This window comes from Pseudomonas sp. CC11G (assembly GCF_056174845.1).
The window spans coordinates 45,995-61,203 of record NZ_JBWBZC010000018.1 but is presented as its reverse complement, the minus strand read 5'-3'; the positions used below and the strand labels follow the sequence as shown (position 1 = coordinate 61,203).

The window sequence follows — 15,209 nt, the reverse complement described above, 5'->3', positions numbered from 1 at the left end:
CAACACAGGGAACATCTCCTACACACAGCGGCTGGCGCCAAACTTGCCGCTCACACCACCGGTTGCTGCTGCGTCACACAGTGAATACCGCCTCCCCCCGCCGCCACCGCATCAATGTTCAGCTGCACCACCTGCCTCCCCGGATACAGTTTTTCCAGCAGCGCCTTGGCCGTGGCATCGGCCGCGCTATCGCCGAATTGCGGGACGATGAGGCCGCCGTTTACCGGCAGGTAGTTGATATAGCCCGGCGCAAAATCGGCGTTGTTGCGGGTGAACTTGTTGCTGCGCAGCGTACGCGGCGGCGACAACGTATGAATCTGCAGGCGCTTGCCGACAGCATCGGTGGCTTTTTTAGAATCTCCAGGTGGGTACGAGTTACTGCGTAGTCGTAGGAGGCCGGGTCGTTGTCGAGGTTGGCGACCACCACGCCGGGTTTGACGAAACGGGCGTAGAAATCGACGTGGGCATCGGTGATGTCCTTACCCTTGATACCCGGCAACCAGATGATTTTGCGCAAGCCCAGCATGGCCTTCAGTTCGGCATCCACCTGGGCCTTGCTCCAGCCGGGGTTGCGATTGCTGCTCACCCAGCAGCTCTCGGTCATGATCGCCGTGCCATTGCCGTCCACTTCAATGCCACCGCCCTCGCCGGTCAGTTGGCTGCGCACGTACGTGGCGTTGGCGTTGCTGCTCATAAATGACGCCACCTGCGCATCGTTGCCATGCTGTTGTTTGCCGCCCCAGCCGCTGAAGTTGAAGTCGATGGCGTACAGCCCGCCCTCCTCGTCGATGGCGAAGTTGGCGCCGCTATCGCGGATCCACACGTCGTCGAGCGCGGTGGTGAGAAACCGCATATTGGTGGTGCCGCATTTACGTTTGGCCAGGGCCAGTTCGCTGCTGCGACACAGCACGGTCACGGGCTGAAACTGGGCGATGGCCTTGGCAATACGGGCTATGCAGTCCTGCACATCGGCAGTCCAGTCATCCCAGATCGCCGACTGCGCGCCAAAGGCTACGAAGGCACGTTGTTGCGGCAGGCTTTCTTCCGGCATAAACCAGTCGCCGGCCGCCCGTACCGGGGTCGCCCGCAGGCCCAGGCCTACGCCCATCGAACTGGCCATGCCGAGGCCGGCGACGGCGCTTAGCTGCTTGATGAAGTCTCGACGTGTTGCCATGTCGCTGCTCCTTGCGCTTATTGCGCCGTCTTGAATTGGGTCCAGGCGCGCATACGCGCACGCATGTCTTTTTGCGGAATGTCTTTGCCGGCGATCAGGCGGTCATAGGTGGCCGGTTGCAGGTAGATATCCGGGTTGTCGCGCAGCTGTGCTTCCACCAGGGGCCGCGCCTTGGCGTTGGAAGTCGGGTAGCCGGTGAAATTGCTGATGGCAGCCATATTGGCCGGGCGCATCACGAAGTTGATAAAGGCGTAGGCGTACTCGGGGTGGGCGGCGCCGGCGGGGATGGCCATGGTGTCCATCCAGATGGTGGTGCCTTCACGCGGTACGCGGTATTGGAAGTCGGCAGCTTTGCCGGCAGCCGCGGAGGTGCGTTGCGCCTGAATCACATCGCCGCTGTAACCGAGGGCCAGGCACAGGTCGCCATTGACCAATTCGGTCACCGGCTGCGATTGAAATTTGCGGATATAGGGGCGCAGTTTGAGCAGCAGGTCGGTGGCCGCTTTCAGGTCTTCGGGCTTGCCACTGCGCGGCTCGCGGCCGAGGTAGTTGAGCACCACGGCGAGCACTTCATCGGGCGAGTCGATCAGCGAAATACCGCAGTCGGCGAACTTGGCGGCCAGCTCCGGTTTGAACAGCATATCCAGGCTGTTTACCGGCGCGCCGGGCATACGTTTTTCGATGGCCGCGGCGTTATAGGTCAGGCCGATGGTGCCCCAGGTGTAGGGCACGGTGGCGTCCTTGGCGCGCGGGTATTGGTCGTGCAGTTTCTGCAGGCCTGGCTCGAGATCGGCCAGGGCGGCAATTTTGCTTTTATCCAGGGTTTGCAGGCTGCCGGCGCGCATCAGCCGTTCGGCCACGGTGTCACCAGGGAATACCAGGTCGTAGCCGCTGTGCCCGGCCATCAACTTAGCCTCCAACACCTCGCTGCTGTCCATCTGGTCGTACACCACCTGAATGCCGGTCTCCGCGGTAAAGGCTTTCAGGGTGTCTTCGGCAAAGTAGTCGGCCCAGTTGAACAGGCGCAGGGTTTTCTCTTCGGCCTGAGCGGCGCCGACACTCAAACACAGGGCAAGGCCAAGCACAGCGGTACGAATTCGCATGATCAGTTTCCTTGGTGGGTCCAGCGGGGGTGAGTGGTGTGGCCGTCGAGGCTGAGCAGCGCGCCGTACATTTCGGGCCGGCGGTCGCGGTAGATGCCCCAGGCGCGGCGCTCGTCGGCCATGGCGGCGAGGTCCAGCTGTTGCAGCAACACGGCCCGCTCCTCACGCCCCGCTTCGCAGAGCAACTGGCCTTTGTGGTCGGTGATAAACGAGGAGCCGTAGAAGGTCATGCTCAGCCCTGCATCGCTGCGCGCAACTTCAGTGCCGATACGGTTGGCCGCGACTACCGGCAGGATGTTGGCCGCCGCGTGACCGCGCATGGTGAGCTGCCAGTGATCGCGCGAATCCAACGCCGCCGCACCCGGTTCCGAACCGATGGCGGTGGGAAACAGCAGCACTTCGGCGCCTTGCAACGCCAGGCAGCGTGCGGTTTCCGGGAACCACTGGTCCCAGCAGATACCCACGCCGAGGCGGCCGAAGGCGGTATCCCAGACGCGGAAACCGGTGTCGCCGGGGCTGAAGTACTCCTTCTCCTGATACCCCACGGCATTGGGAATATGGGTTTTGCGGTACACGCCGAGCAGGCGGCCGTTGGCGTCAGCCATGACCATGGAGTTGAAGTAGGCGTTGCCGGCCTTTTCGAACCAGCTAATCGGCAACACCACACCCAACTCCTTGGCCAGCGCGGCAAAGCGGCTGAGCAACCGGCTGGTGCCATAGGCCTCGGCGAGTTCCAGGTGCTGATGCTGCTGTTCGATGCAGAAGTACGGCGTGGCAAACAACTCTTGCAGCAGGACAACCTGCGCGCCGGCGGAAGCCGCCTCGCGCACCAGGCTTTCGGCCTGGTCGAGGTTGGCCGGCAAGTCCCAGCTGCAGGCCATTTGCGTGGTGGCGACGGTCAGCAGGCTCATGACTTCGTCCACGCAGGTTGCTGCTGGGTAATGCAGTGCACGCCACCGCCGCCATGGGCCAGGTGGTTGATACGCACCGGCACCACTTCACGACCGGGGAAAGCCTGGGCCAGGGTGTGCGCCGCCACCTGATCGGCCTCAATGCCGTAGGCCGGCATGATCACCGCGCCGTTGGCCAGGTAGAAGTTGGTATACGAGGCGCAGAACACCTCGGCATCCGGGTCTACCGCGTCGCTGGCTTCGAACAGTTCGAGCATCTCGAAATGCCGGCCACGGGCGTCGGTGGCCAGCTCCAGGGCCCGGTGGTTTTCCTTGGCGACCTTGGCGTAGGTGGACGTGCTGTCTCGGGTGGCGTCCACCAGCAGCGCGCCAGGTTTGGCGAAGGCGCACACGCCGTCGACGTGGCCGTCGGTCATATCGCCGGTGACGTAGTCGGGGTCGCCCGGCAGCCAGATGACTTTGCGTACGCCGAGCAGACGCGTAAAGACTTCTTCGATGTCTTTTTTGGTCGCGCCCGGGTTGCGGTTGGGGTTGAGCAGCACCGACTCGGTGGTGATCAGCGTGCCGTCGCCGTCGACGTGAATGGCGCCGCCTTCGTTGCTGAGCGGCGTGCCGAAGCAGTCCAGGCCCAGGCCGTTGAGTACCCGGCGGGCGACGCTTTCATCGAGGTCATGGGCCGATTTGCCGCCCCACGAATTGAAGCGCCAGCTCACGCCTGCCAGGCCGAGTGTGGGGTGGCAGACAAAGCTGGGGCCGGAGTCGCGGAACCAGCTGTCGTTCACCGCCAGCGGGACCAATTCCACGCCGGGGCCGCAGAGCAAACGCGCACTTTGCAGGGCCGAGGGGTCGACCACCATCTTTACCGGCTCGAACCGGGCAATGGCATTGGCCACCCCGGCGAAGTCGCTTTGCACCTGCTCCAGACTTACCTGCCAACCCGCTTCCCACAGCGCCTTGTTATGTGGCCAAACCATCCAGGTGGCGGCATGTGGCGCCCACTCTGCCGGCATAAACCAACCTGTTTGTTGTGCATCGCTGCTGTGCATAACCTGCCTCTTCAGTTAAGTATTTGTAATCACTGAAACCCGCCTTAACGGGGATGGCATGCATGCTAGGCTTGTAAAAAATCCGCAACAAACGATAGATTTTGCGCACTTATGATTAGCGGAGCTTATCGATCATGCTTAAACATTGGCCGCCGCTGAACGCTTTGCGAGGCTTTGAAGCCGCCGCCCGCCTGGGCAGTTTTCACAAGGCGGCGGACGAGTTGCACCTCACCCAATCGGCGATCAGCCAGCAGATTCGCAGCCTGGAAAGCTTCCTTGAGCAGCCGCTGTTTTTCCGCAATGGGCGCAGCGTGGCGCTCACCGATGCCGGGCATGATTTGCTCAGCACTACGCAGTCGCTGCTGCAGCAACTGGCCGTCGGCATTCGCCGTCTGGAGCAATACCGCAAACCCAATCAGCTGGTGGTGAACACCACGCCGGCGTTTGCCCGACATTGGTTGCTGCCGCGTTTGGCGGATTTTCGCCAGCAGCATCCGGAGGTGGATCTGTGGTTGTTCACCACCGATGAAGCCCCGGACATGACCACGCAAACCATCGACATTGCCGTGCGCGACGACGTCAGCGCCCAGGCCGAATGTGCGTTTCGGGTGCTGCATAACGACCGGCTTTATCCCGTGTGCAGCCCTGCCCTCCTCGATTCCTCCACGCGCAGTACCTTGCATGGCGAGCGGGAAATGGATTGGAGCCATTGGCAGGTGGAAGACGGCGAAGACCTGGGGCAGCAGAGCCACGGGTTGAATTTCTCCGACCCGGGGTTGCTGCTGGACGCGGCGTGCAATGGGTTGGGGATGGCGTTGGTAAGTGAGTTATTGGCGCAGCCGGCGTTGGCGAGCGGGCAATTGCTGCCGCTGGTGCCGCGCAGTATTCGCGGGCCGAATTGGGCGTGGTTGATTCATCGGGATAGCGAGAGCAGTCCGTTGACCCGCAGTTTTAGCGAGTGGTTGGTGGAAAGGATTTTGTAGGGTGTGCTGCGCGCACCAGGCGATTTCGGCGTGTACCCCATGGTGCGCGCAGCACACCCCACAAAGAGCAGCCGCAAACAAAAACGCCACCCGAAGGTGGCGTTTTCACATGGCGAGAACTTACTTCTTGCCGAGCTTCTTCAGCTCTTCATCACGCAACTCACGACGCAGAATTTTGCCCACGTTGGTGGTCGGCAATACGTCGCGGAATTCCACGGCCTTGGGCACCTTGTAGCCGGTGACGTTGGCGCGCATGTGCTCCATGACTTGTTCTTTGGTAACGCTGGCACCCGGTTTCACGACCACGAAAATCTTGATCGCTTCACCGGACTTCTCGTCCGGCACACCAATGGCCGCGCACTGCATCACGCCTGGCAGGGTGGCGAGCACGTCTTCCAGTTCGTTGGGGTACACGTTGAAGCCGGACACCAGAATCATGTCTTTCTTGCGGTCGACGATACGCAGGTAGCCATCTTCCTGAATCAGGCCGATGTCACCGGTCTTCAACCAGCCGTCGCTGTCGAGGATTTCATCGGTGGCGTCCTGGCGCTGCCAGTAGCCTTTCATCACTTGCGGGCCCTTGACGCACAGCTCGCCCACGGCGCCGATTTCCAGCTCTTTGCCGTCGTCGTCGATGATTTTGCACAGGGTCGACGGTACCGGAATACCGATGGTGCCCAGCTGAATGGCGTTGAACGGGTTAACCGTGGCCACCGGGCTGGTTTCGGTCATGCCAAAGCCTTCGCACACGGCGCAGCCGGTGACTTCTTTCCAGCGTTCGGCGGTAGCTTGTTGCAGGGCCATGCCGCCGGAAACGGTGAGTTTCAGCGCGGAGAAGTCAAGGCGACGGAAGCCTTCGTTGTGGCACAGGGCGACGAACAAGGTGTTCAGGCCGACAAAGCCGGTGAACTTGAACTTGGACAGGTCTTTGACCATGGTCGGCAGGTCGCGCGGGTTGGTGACCAGCACGTTGTGGCCGCCCAACAGCATCATCGCCATGCAGTGAAAGGTGAACGCGTAGATGTGGTACAGCGGCAGCGGCGAAATGACGATCTCGCAACCTTCATTGAGGTTGGCGCCCATCAGTTGCTTCACTTGCAGCATGTTGGCGATCAGGTTGCGGTGGGTAAGCATCGCGCCCTTGGCCACGCCGGTGGTGCCGCCGGTGTATTGCAGTACGGCGATGTCGCTGCTTTGCGGGCTGGCTTCTTTAACCGCCTGGCCACGGCCTTTGGCCAGTGCGTCGTTGAGTTTGACGGACTGCGGCAGGTTGTAGGCCGGCACCATCTTCTTCACGTACTTGACCACGCTGTTGACCAGCAGGCGCTTGAGCGGCGGCAGCATGTCGCCCACTTCGGTGACGATCACATGCTTGACGCCGGTTTTCGGCAGCACGGCTTCAGCCAGGTGCGCCATGTTCGCCAGGCAGATAAGGGCCTTGGCGCCAGAGTCGTTGAATTGGTGTTCCATTTCCCGGGCGGTGTACAGCGGGTTGGTGTTGACCACCACCAGGCCTGCACGGATGGCACCGAATACGACGACGGGATACTGGAGAACGTTCGGCAGCTGCACGGCGATGCGGTCGCCCGGCTGCAGATCGGTGTTTTGTTGCAGGTAAGCGGCAAAAGCACCCGACAACGCGTACATCTCACCATAGGTAAGCGACGTGCCCATGTTGCTGAAGGCCAGCTTGTTGGCGAAGCGTTCGCAAGACTGTTTCAGTACCGTTTGAATATTCGGGTACTGATCGGGGTTGATTTCGGCAGCAACCCCAACAGGGTACTTATCCTTCCAGAAGTTTTCGATCATGGAAGCCCACTCCTAAGCAACAGCTAATCTTCACCGCGCGATGACGGATGTTTTTTGTGATTTTCGTGCATTTTTGACCGTGCTGTCAGGCCAAAAAGCGCGCCGAGATTAGCAGCTTTGAACTGGGGGGACCAGCACCAAACATGGCCTCACCGGTCAAAAAATGACCGAGAGCTAGGCTGCCGGTCACGTTTTGAACAAAACCCGCTTAAAGCCGACGAGCGGCTTTAAGCCGAGGTTTTCAGGCGATGTCGCGCAATTCGCGGCGCAGGATTTTGCCGACCGGAGTCATCGGCAGCGAATCCTTGAACACGATGTGCTTGGGTACTTTGTAGCCGGTGAAGTTTTCCTTGCAGTAGGCCTTGAGCTCTTCGGCAGTCAAACCGCCTTCGCGCGCCACCACAAACAGCTTCACCGCCTCCCCCGACTTCTCGTCTGGCACGCCGATGGCTGCACAGCTCGCCACTTTCGGGTGAGCCATTACCACGTCTTCGATTTCGTTCGGGTACACGTTGAAACCGGAGACGATGATCAGATCTTTCTTGCGGTCCACGATACGAGTAAAGCCGTCGGGGTCGATCACCGCGATGTCGCCGGTTTTCAGCCAGCCTTCAGCATCCAGCACCTCGGCGGTAGCGTCTGGGCGCTGCCAGTAGCCTTTCATCACCTGCGGGCCCTTGATCAACAGCTCGCCGCGCTCGCCCAGTGGCAGTTCAACGCCATTGTCGTCGACCACCTTAAAGGCGGTGCCCGGTACCGGAATACCGACGGTGCCCAGGCGCGCTTTGTCGCCGTAAGGGTTGGTGCTGGCGACCGGCGAGGTTTCAGTCAGGCCGTAACCTTCCACAACGGTGCAACCGGTGACTGCTTTCCAACGTTCGGCGGTGGCTTTCACCAGCGCGGTACCACCGGAATTGGTGACCTTGAGGTTGGAGAAGTCGACGTCCTTGAACTCGGGGTGCTCCATCAGCGCCACGAACAAGGTGTTCAGCCCCAGCAGCGCGGAGAAGCGCCACTTCTTCAGTTCCTTAATAAAGGCCCCGATATCACGTGGGTTGCTGATCAGCACGTTGTGGTTGCCGTTAACCATCATCGACATGCAGTTCGCCGTGAATGCATAGATGTGGTACAGCGGCAGCGGCGCGATCATCACTTCCTGACCGGGCTGCATCAGCGGCCGGCCATCCGGGCCGAGCTGCGCCAGGCAGGCATCCACCTGCTGCATATTGGCCACCAGGTTGCCGTGGGTGAGCATCGCGCCCTTGGCCACGCCGGTGGTGCCGCCGGTGTATTGCAGCACGGCGATGTCGTCGAGACCGACTTTCACCGGTTTCAACGGCTGGCCACGGCCTTGCTTGAGTACGTCTTTGAAGCCGACCGCTTGCGGCAGGTGATACTCAGGCACGACTTTCTTCACGTGCTTGACGACGGCGTTGATCAGCCAGCCTTTGAGGGCCGGTTGCAGGTCGCCAATCTTGGCTTCGATGAGGAATTCGATGTCGGTGTCGGGCAGCACTTCCTGCACCAGCTTGCCGAACACGTTCAGGTACACCAGCGCACGAACGCCGGCATCCTTGAACTGGTGGCGCATTTCGCGCGCGGTGTAAAGCGGGTTGGTGTTGACCACCACCAGACCGGCACGCATGGCGCCAAACACGGCAATTGGGTAGTTCAGCACGTTGGGCAATTGCACGGCGATGCGATCACCGGGCTTGAGATCGGTGTGCTTTTGCAGGTAACCGGCGAACGCGGCGGAGAGGCGGTCGAGCTCGGCGTACGTGAGGGTTACGCCCATGTTGGAGAACGCCGGACGGTCGGCGTACTTCTTACAGGAGCGCTCAAACACCTCAATGACTGACTTGTAGGCGGCCAGGTCAATCTCGTTAGAGACGCCGGCCGGGCGTTTGTCGCTCCAGAAATCAGGTTGCATTATTTTTATCCTCGTTACCTGAGAGTGTCTGGCCCGCGCATTCGGGGCTGACGGGAACTTAGCAGCTCTGGCACACAGCGCAAATACCAAAGGCAGCGTCATTTATTACGTGAATCTTGCTCAACTCGTAGCAGCAGACTAAACGACGCCGGGCTGGGACAAGGGTCCACGCTGGCCCTACAATGCCCAACCTGCCAAAGCGGCTCTGTTGTGAATTTGTTGCCACAGACCTTTGCGCAGAACCTACCTGGCAGAACAAGGAACGAGGACTGCCCATGCTTCATGATGACTTCTGGCTCACGGCAAGCGATGCCGCACCCTTATATGTGAACCGCTGGTACGCCGAACAGGCACCCAAAGCGGTGGTAATGGTGTCCCACGGCATGGCCGAACATGGCGGTCGCTATGCCCGCTTGGGCGAAGCGCTGGTGGCGGCCGGTTATGAACTGTACGCCCATGACCAACGCGGCCACGGCAAAACCGCTCAACGCGGTGTGCTCGGCATGTACGCCGAAAACAAAGGCTGGCAGCGCGTGGTCGATGACCTGGCCAACCTCAATCACCATATCCGCCAACAGCACCCCAACACGCCGATCTTTCTGCTCGGCCACAGCATGGGCAGCTACATCGGCCAGGCCTACCTGATGCACCACAGCTGCAGCTTGCAGGGCGCGATTCTGTCGGGCTCCAACTACCAGCCGGTGGGCCTCTATAAAGCCGCGGCGACCATCGCCCGCTTCGAGCGCTGGCGCCAGGGCGCGACCGGGCGTAGTGCGGTGCTGGAGTTTCTGTCGTTCGGCTCGTTCAACAAGGCCTTCAAGCCAACCCGCACACCATTCGACTGGCTCAGCCGCGACCCGCAGGAAGTGGACAAGTACGTCCACGACCCACTGTGCGGTTTCCGCTGCACCAACCAGTTGTGGATCGACCTGCTCGAAGGCCTGCAGCAGATCACCCCGGTCAACCACCTAAAGCAGATCGACGCCGACCTGCCGCTGCTGGTTATTGGCGGCAGCCGTGACCCGGTGAGCGAGGGCAAGCGTCTTGAAGACCTGACCGCTGCGCTGCGCGAAGCCGGCCACAAGAACACCCTGCTGAAAATTTACCCGGACGCCCGCCACGAGTTGCTCAACGAGACCAACCGCGACGAGGTGACGGCCGACCTGCTCGGCTGGCTGGACAAGGCTCTGAGCCACAGCCGCCGTAGCCACCCCGAAACCCAGGAGCCTGCATGAGCCCCCAAGCCGCTAAAACCAGCACTAACACCCCGTACGAAGCCCTCGAAGTCGGCCAGACCGCCAGCTACAGCAAGACCGTAGAAGAGCGTGATATCCAACTGTTCGCCGAGGTATCCGGCGACCACAACCCGGTGCACCTGGACGCGGAATACGCCGCCGGCACCATGTTCAAAGAGCGCATTGCGCATGGCATGTTCAGCGGCGCCTTGATCAGCGCGGCCGTAGCCTGCGAATTGCCTGGGCCGGGCACCATCTACCTGGGCCAGACCATGCGTTTTACCCTGCCGGTAAAACTGGGCGACACCCTGACCGTGCGTTTGGAAATTCTGGAAAAGCTGCCAAAGTTTCGCGTGCGCGTGGCGACTCGCGTGTTCAACCAGCGTGATGAATTGGTGGTAGATGGCGAGGCGGAAATTCTGGCGCCACGTTCGCAGCAGACGGTGACCCTTACTGAACTGCCGGCGATTAAGATCGGTTAAGCGTTTCCTGCGAGATTCTGGATTCCCGCCTTCGCGGGAATGACGGTGGGCTTTAATACACCACCGTCATCCCGGCGCAGGCCGGGATCAAGAATCTGGAGTCCGATACAAATTTTTACGGCCTCTCGCTCGCCTCCCCTTCCTCGCTCACCCGCACACTCGCCGTCATCCCCGCACTCAGCTGCATATCCTTCGGCAACGGGTCGAGCTTGATCCGCACCGGAATTCGCTGCGCCAAGCGCACCCAGTTAAAGGTCGGCTCCACGTTGGCCAACAGCTGCGCATCGGGAATCGCATTGCGGTCGGTAATGCCACGACTCACGCTTTCAATCTTGCCGGTCAACGCCTGCCCTTCGCTCATCAGCCAGACCTTCACCGGCGCGCCGATCCGAATGCGCGGCAGCTTGGTTTCCTCGAAATACGCCTGCACGTAAAACGACTCTTCATCCACCAGCGCCATCACCGGCTGCCCGGCCGTCACGTAGTTGCCCTGGGCCAGCCGCAGGTTGGTGATCTGCCCGGTACGCGGCGCGCGCACTTCGCTGCGCGCCAAGTTGAGTTCTGCCAGCGCCACATCGGCCTGGGCTTCTTTCAGCGAGCCGCGGGCGATATCAGCGGTGATCTGCGCGTTTTCCTTGAGCTCCGCGCTGATGGCTTGCGGGCCCAAGCTGGCGCGGCGCTGAGCTTCGTGGTCGCGCAGGCGCAGTTGCTGCTGACGGGTGTTGGCCACGGCCTGGGCTTTATCCAGGGCGGCCTGGTAGCGCTGACGGTCGAGGCTAAGCAGCAGGTCGCCGGCTTTCACTTCCTGGTTGTCGTGCACCTTGAGGTCGACCACCCAGCCGGACAAATCCGGAGCAATCACCACCACATCGGCGCGAATGCGCGCGTCGCGGGTCCAGGGCGACAGCATGTAATACCGCCACAAGTCATAGCCGGCCCAGACGGCCACCGCGACCAGACACAGGGTGATCACCACCCGCAGGGTTGAACGCATACCGCACTCCTCCTTACCAACGACTCGTGACGGCAACCACGGCCGCCAGTACGCATACGAACAAGGCGGTGTCGAACAGCGCCTCGTGCCAGATCCAGCGGGCCACGCCCACGCGCTGCAAGCCCAGGCGCAACAGCCCGGTGCACAGCAACGCCAACAGCACATACAACAAGAAAGGGCTGAGCAATACGCCGCCCAGTGCCCACTCACGCAAGCCCATGTTTCGCCTCGTTTGTCGGCGCAGTTTCCTGCGGGGTATAGGGATTGAGTTCCGACTGTTCGCACCACAGCCGCCAACTGAATTGCAATTGCAGCAGTGCGGCCTGGGCCAGTCGGCGGTCGATGCTGGTGCCGGATCCGCGTAGGGCGCCGAGCAGATCGACTACCGGTTTATCCAGCGCTGACACCGAATGCCCTTGCGGGCCTTCGAGCAAAATCGGTTCCAGGGCGCGCATAAAACGTGCTTCCGCGTCGTGCATATCCGGGGAGTCGGACACCTCCAGGCAGCGGCGCAAATGCAGAAGCTCGTCGCCCAGATCCAGGCCGCTGATGCCGTCGTCCCAACGGCTGCGCGAATGCGCCGGCAGCACTGGGTAATGGCGAGCCAGTTGCAACAGGCGATCAGCCATGCGCCCGCCAAACCAGTTCTCGGCGCCAGCCAGCGGCCGCTGCGGCAGGCGGCTGAGGTCGACCAGCATGGCGTGCAGCAGACGCTGGGCGTGCCAGACCGGATTGCGCAGATCGATCACGCGAAAAATCTGCACAGCAAACCCGACGCCGAGCACGATTGCCACGGCCTGATTGAGGAAGGACGCCACGTCATAACGCATCAGATTCTGCGGCGCGCAGAGCACGATAAATTGCAGGGCGAAGGAGGTGCAGGTGCCGGCAACGGCCGGTTTGGTCATGCCCAGCGCAGCAAAGAACAGCGGCACTCCCAGGGCCAGGTACAGCAACGGAAAACCGCTGAGTTGCGGCAGCAGCAACTGGCCGACCACGAAAGCCACCGGCAACGAGTAAATCACCCCGCGCAGAAAACCGAGGCCGATTTGTGCGGCGTTTTCGCGGTTGGCGAACAGGCTGCAGAGCACGGCAGTCATGGTCAGGCCACCGGCGGCGGAGGTCCAGCCCGTGGCCAGCCAGAAAGTGGCAATCAGCAAAAATGCCAGGCCGCTGCGAAAGCCATACAGCGACGCCATTTGTATATCGCGGTGCCAGGACATGGCGCGCGGCGCATCCTCCGGGGCCACGCCCTGCTCCACCGCATCCAGGGTTTGCTGCGCAACGAGCACCTGACGCACCAGCAAGGCCAGACGGCCCAGGCAATATTGCTGCACGGTCGGTAACGCGGCGTCATCGACGGCGGCGAGCAGGCGGTCGCGCAGCGTCAGCAGCACGCTTTGTTGTGGATCATCCAGCGCCTGCTGCACCTCAACCAACCATGGCTGCACCTGCGCAGCTTCCGCCGGCGACAGCTGCCGCCATTGGCGGGCCACGCCGCGGGCCAGGCGCAGTTGGGTAAGCAAGTCACGACTCAGCACCCGCAACGCAACGGCTCGCTGCCGGCCGCGGTTGCCTTCAAACCAGGCGTGCTCGCGCTGCGCGTCCACCGCCACGATACGACCCAGCGCGCCAAGCAAGCCCTGGCGTTCCTGGCGCTCGCCGCTCAAGGCCGCGTTGGACGCCTGAATACCGGCCGCCCAGGCATCGCGGGCCTGCTTGGCGAGCAACTGCTCCACGCGCTGCGGCCAGAGCAAGGCACTGATCACCGTGGCGCAGGCAATGCCCAGGGAAATTTCCGTGCAGCGCGACACGGCCTGGTCGAACACATTCAAGGGATTGCTGATCGAGGGCAGCGCAATGATCACCACCGTGTAACCGGCCAGCACAAAGGCATACGACCAGGCACTGCGCAGCAACGTAGACGCGGCGGTGCAGATACCCAGCCAGGTCGCCAGCACTAATAGAAACAGCCACGGCGTCTGCGCAAAAAACGCCATCACCACCACCGACATCACCGTGCCGACCAAGGTGCCGCACAACCGCGCCAGGCCCTTCTGCACGACCATGCCCGACAACGGCTGAGCGACGATCACCGCCGTCATAAAGGCCCACTGCGGCTGCTCCAACCCAAACCGCATCGCGCACCACAACGCCAGGCCGGCGCCTATCAGGGTTTTGATCGCAAATTTGACGGCAGGAAGATCAGGCGCAAAGAACGCCTGCAAGGGAGTACGCACGGCAGGAACCTGTCAGGGAATACCTATGCAAGATAGCTGGTGAGCGAGGGAAAGGGGATACGCGGTGACGGTGCGAGGTTCGTGGGCTAAGGCCAGACAAGGCGGGGGCGGGATAAAAAGCGGAGCGTACACTTGTACGTGAGCATTTTTGGAGCGTTCCCAACGCAGCAAGGCCGACGACCACAAAGCGAGCGGGCAAAAAAAGGGGCAACCTAAGTTGCCCCAAAGCCTTGCGTGCCTGTGAAACCGTAGAAACCTCGTTAATGCGCTTTGTGCTTACGGATGTCGCTACGGATAAACCAACCAATACCACCGAAGAAACCAAGGGTCAGGGCCACAACGGCCAGCCCTGCGAACACTGCGATATCGACATACATATGAGCCTCCAGATGTGCCCGTGAAACCAATGGGCACAGAATAGGCAGCCGATTCGGTGGCGAACTTGATCTGAGTCAACGGCAAATGAGGTGGCAGGTTACGCGGGGAAAATAACTTCGGTTGCCGCCAGGCAGCGGCAACGCGCGGGGAGCGATCAGGGCTTTTTTGGTTTGTTCTTGGGTTTTTTCTTTTTGGCTTTGCCCAGCGGCATGGCCTGCTCGAAGGCGTCGCGCACTTCTTTCAAGCGTTTGTCGTTGAGGTCGTGAACGCGCTTGTCGCGCTCGGCGGCGAAGTCGATCAGCTTGCTGTCGTTGCTCATGGCTGGGACCGGATAAGACGAAAAGTGAGGTTCAGCCGTGGCGCGCAGGGTTTGCGCGTTTTGGCCACCTGATGCTGCCAATAATGCTGCGTCTGCCCGGCCATGACCAGTAGCGAACCGTGTTCCAGTTCCAGCGAGTGCTCGATGCGCGTGCCGCCCACCTGGCGCAGGTCGAAGCGCCGCGTGCCGCCGAGGTTAAGCGACACCACCGTCGGGTTCGCCCCCAGCACCGCCTCGGCATCGCTGTGCCAACCCATAGAGTCCTGGCCGTCGCGGTAGTGGTTGATCAGCGACCCATTGAAGCGCTCGCCCACTTCCGTCTGCACCCGCTCGCGAATCTCGGCGAGCAGCGGCGTCCAGGGCAGCGGTTGGTGGGTCATGCCGGAATAGCGGTAGCTGGCGTCATCGTCGCCATACCAGGCGAGCAGGCGCGGCACCGGAAAATGCTGGCCATGGATAAAAACCTGGGGCTGCTCCCACGGCGTGTGGGCCAACAGTTCGGCGAGCCACTGGTCTGCCGTACGCGTATCCACCCAGTGCGGGGTGTAGCGCAGGTCAGCATGGGGAAGGGAAATCGGGGCTGTATCGAAAAGGTCCAAAAAACG

At 61.5% G+C, this 15,209-nt stretch carries 14 protein-coding genes and 1 pseudogene; 3 read left to right on the top strand and 12 right to left on the bottom strand.

All coding sequences use genetic code 11. The annotated features are described in order from the left end of the window. Window positions 1-50: 50 nt before the first annotated feature. The 4 genes and pseudogenes from AC0V2S_RS19725 to AC0V2S_RS19710 all read right to left on the bottom strand — a co-directional run bounded on the left by AC0V2S_RS19725 (window position 51) and on the right by AC0V2S_RS19710 (window position 4,234). Window positions 51-1,174: pseudogene (locus AC0V2S_RS19725) on the bottom strand (agmatine deiminase family protein). Window positions 1,175-1,191: 17 nt separating this feature from the next. After that, on the bottom strand, window positions 1,192-2,277 hold the full coding sequence (locus tag AC0V2S_RS19720) for an extracellular solute-binding protein (protein ID WP_475511201.1): 1,086 nt from the start codon (window positions 2,275-2,277) through the stop codon (window positions 1,192-1,194). A 2-nt stretch (window positions 2,278-2,279) separates the two neighbouring features. Next, window positions 2,280-3,188, bottom strand: coding sequence for an N-carbamoylputrescine amidase (gene aguB, locus AC0V2S_RS19715; protein ID WP_475511200.1), 909 nt, complete (start codon window positions 3,186-3,188; stop codon window positions 2,280-2,282). Continuing rightward, the gene (locus AC0V2S_RS19710; RefSeq protein ID WP_475511199.1) at window positions 3,185-4,234 is read right to left on the bottom strand and encodes an agmatine deiminase family protein; all 1,050 of its coding nucleotides are present in this window, start codon (window positions 4,232-4,234) and stop codon (window positions 3,185-3,187) included. Before AC0V2S_RS19710 ends, aguB begins: the two co-directional genes overlap by 4 nt. Window positions 4,235-4,368: 134 nt before the next feature. Here AC0V2S_RS19710 and AC0V2S_RS19705 point away from each other — a divergent pair, with 134 nt between their 5' ends. After that, window positions 4,369-5,217 carry a LysR substrate-binding domain-containing protein gene (locus AC0V2S_RS19705; protein WP_475511198.1) on the top strand — a complete coding sequence of 283 codons (849 nt, stop codon included), beginning with the start codon at window positions 4,369-4,371 and terminating at the stop codon, window positions 5,215-5,217. A gap of 120 nt (window positions 5,218-5,337) precedes the next feature. Here AC0V2S_RS19705 and fadD1 read toward each other — a convergent pair whose 3' ends face one another. Then, the gene (fadD1, locus tag AC0V2S_RS19700; RefSeq protein WP_475511197.1) at window positions 5,338-7,026 is read right to left on the bottom strand and encodes a long-chain-fatty-acid--CoA ligase FadD1; all 1,689 of its coding nucleotides are present in this window, start codon (window positions 7,024-7,026) and stop codon (window positions 5,338-5,340) included. A 241-nt stretch (window positions 7,027-7,267) separates the two neighbouring features. Next, the gene (fadD2, locus tag AC0V2S_RS19695; protein WP_475511196.1) at window positions 7,268-8,956 is read right to left on the bottom strand and encodes a long-chain-fatty-acid--CoA ligase FadD2; all 1,689 of its coding nucleotides are present in this window, start codon (window positions 8,954-8,956) and stop codon (window positions 7,268-7,270) included. 275 nt (window positions 8,957-9,231) lie between these two features. Between fadD2 and AC0V2S_RS19690 the strand changes: the two genes are divergently transcribed. Further along, on the top strand, window positions 9,232-10,191 hold the full coding sequence (locus AC0V2S_RS19690) for a lysophospholipase (RefSeq protein ID WP_475511195.1): 960 nt from the start codon (window positions 9,232-9,234) through the stop codon (window positions 10,189-10,191). After that, window positions 10,188-10,673, top strand: a complete 486-nt coding sequence (locus AC0V2S_RS19685; RefSeq protein WP_475511194.1) for a MaoC family dehydratase — start codon at window positions 10,188-10,190, stop codon at window positions 10,671-10,673. The genes AC0V2S_RS19690 and AC0V2S_RS19685 overlap by 4 nt, the downstream gene beginning before the upstream one ends. 115 nt (window positions 10,674-10,788) lie before the next feature. Here AC0V2S_RS19685 and AC0V2S_RS19680 read toward each other — a convergent pair whose 3' ends face one another. From AC0V2S_RS19680 to AC0V2S_RS19655, 6 genes are all read right to left on the bottom strand, one after another. Beyond that, window positions 10,789-11,667 carry an efflux RND transporter periplasmic adaptor subunit gene (locus AC0V2S_RS19680; RefSeq protein WP_475511193.1) on the bottom strand — a complete coding sequence of 293 codons (879 nt, stop codon included), beginning with the start codon at window positions 11,665-11,667 and terminating at the stop codon, window positions 10,789-10,791. A gap of 13 nt (window positions 11,668-11,680) precedes the next feature. Continuing rightward, window positions 11,681-11,887, bottom strand: a complete 207-nt coding sequence (locus AC0V2S_RS19675; RefSeq protein WP_475511192.1) for a DUF1656 domain-containing protein — start codon at window positions 11,885-11,887, stop codon at window positions 11,681-11,683. Further along, window positions 11,874-13,907: an FUSC family protein gene (locus tag AC0V2S_RS19670; protein WP_475511191.1), complete on the bottom strand. Its 2,034-nt coding sequence runs from the start codon at window positions 13,905-13,907 to the stop codon at window positions 11,874-11,876. The genes AC0V2S_RS19675 and AC0V2S_RS19670 overlap by 14 nt, the downstream gene beginning before the upstream one ends. A gap of 260 nt (window positions 13,908-14,167) precedes the next feature. After that, window positions 14,168-14,284 (bottom strand): cytochrome c oxidase subunit CcoM, encoded by a 117-nt coding sequence (ccoM, locus tag AC0V2S_RS19665; protein ID WP_475511190.1) that lies wholly within the window; start codon window positions 14,282-14,284, stop codon window positions 14,168-14,170. 155 nt (window positions 14,285-14,439) lie between these two features. Continuing rightward, window positions 14,440-14,604, bottom strand: a complete 165-nt coding sequence (locus AC0V2S_RS19660; RefSeq protein WP_475511189.1) for a hypothetical protein — start codon at window positions 14,602-14,604, stop codon at window positions 14,440-14,442. Further along, complete coding sequence (locus AC0V2S_RS19655) at window positions 14,601-15,203, bottom strand: alpha-ketoglutarate-dependent dioxygenase AlkB family protein (RefSeq protein ID WP_475511188.1); 603 nt, start codon at window positions 15,201-15,203, stop codon at window positions 14,601-14,603. Before AC0V2S_RS19655 ends, AC0V2S_RS19660 begins: the two co-directional genes overlap by 4 nt. Window positions 15,204-15,209: the final 6 nt, after the last annotated feature.

Coding starts and splice junctions, on each gene's coding strand:
- AC0V2S_RS19720 (WP_475511201.1), bottom strand. CDS start 2,277: ATGCGAATTCGTACCGCTGTGCTTGGCCTTGCCCTGTGTTTGAGTGTC.
- aguB (WP_475511200.1), bottom strand. CDS start 3,188: ATGAGCCTGCTGACCGTCGCCACCACGCAAATGGCCTGCAGCTGGGAC.
- AC0V2S_RS19710 (WP_475511199.1), bottom strand. CDS start 4,234: ATGCACAGCAGCGATGCACAACAAACAGGTTGGTTTATGCCGGCAGAG.
- AC0V2S_RS19705 (WP_475511198.1), top strand. CDS start 4,369: ATGCTTAAACATTGGCCGCCGCTGAACGCTTTGCGAGGCTTTGAAGCC.
- fadD1 (WP_475511197.1), bottom strand. CDS start 7,026: ATGATCGAAAACTTCTGGAAGGATAAGTACCCTGTTGGGGTTGCTGCC.
- fadD2 (WP_475511196.1), bottom strand. CDS start 8,956: ATGCAACCTGATTTCTGGAGCGACAAACGCCCGGCCGGCGTCTCTAAC.
- AC0V2S_RS19690 (WP_475511195.1), top strand. CDS start 9,232: ATGCTTCATGATGACTTCTGGCTCACGGCAAGCGATGCCGCACCCTTA.
- AC0V2S_RS19685 (WP_475511194.1), top strand. CDS start 10,188: ATGAGCCCCCAAGCCGCTAAAACCAGCACTAACACCCCGTACGAAGCC.
- AC0V2S_RS19680 (WP_475511193.1), bottom strand. CDS start 11,667: ATGCGTTCAACCCTGCGGGTGGTGATCACCCTGTGTCTGGTCGCGGTG.
- AC0V2S_RS19675 (WP_475511192.1), bottom strand. CDS start 11,887: ATGGGCTTGCGTGAGTGGGCACTGGGCGGCGTATTGCTCAGCCCTTTC.
- ccoM (WP_475511190.1), bottom strand. CDS start 14,284: ATGTATGTCGATATCGCAGTGTTCGCAGGGCTGGCCGTTGTGGCCCTG.
- AC0V2S_RS19660 (WP_475511189.1), bottom strand. CDS start 14,604: ATGAGCAACGACAGCAAGCTGATCGACTTCGCCGCCGAGCGCGACAAG.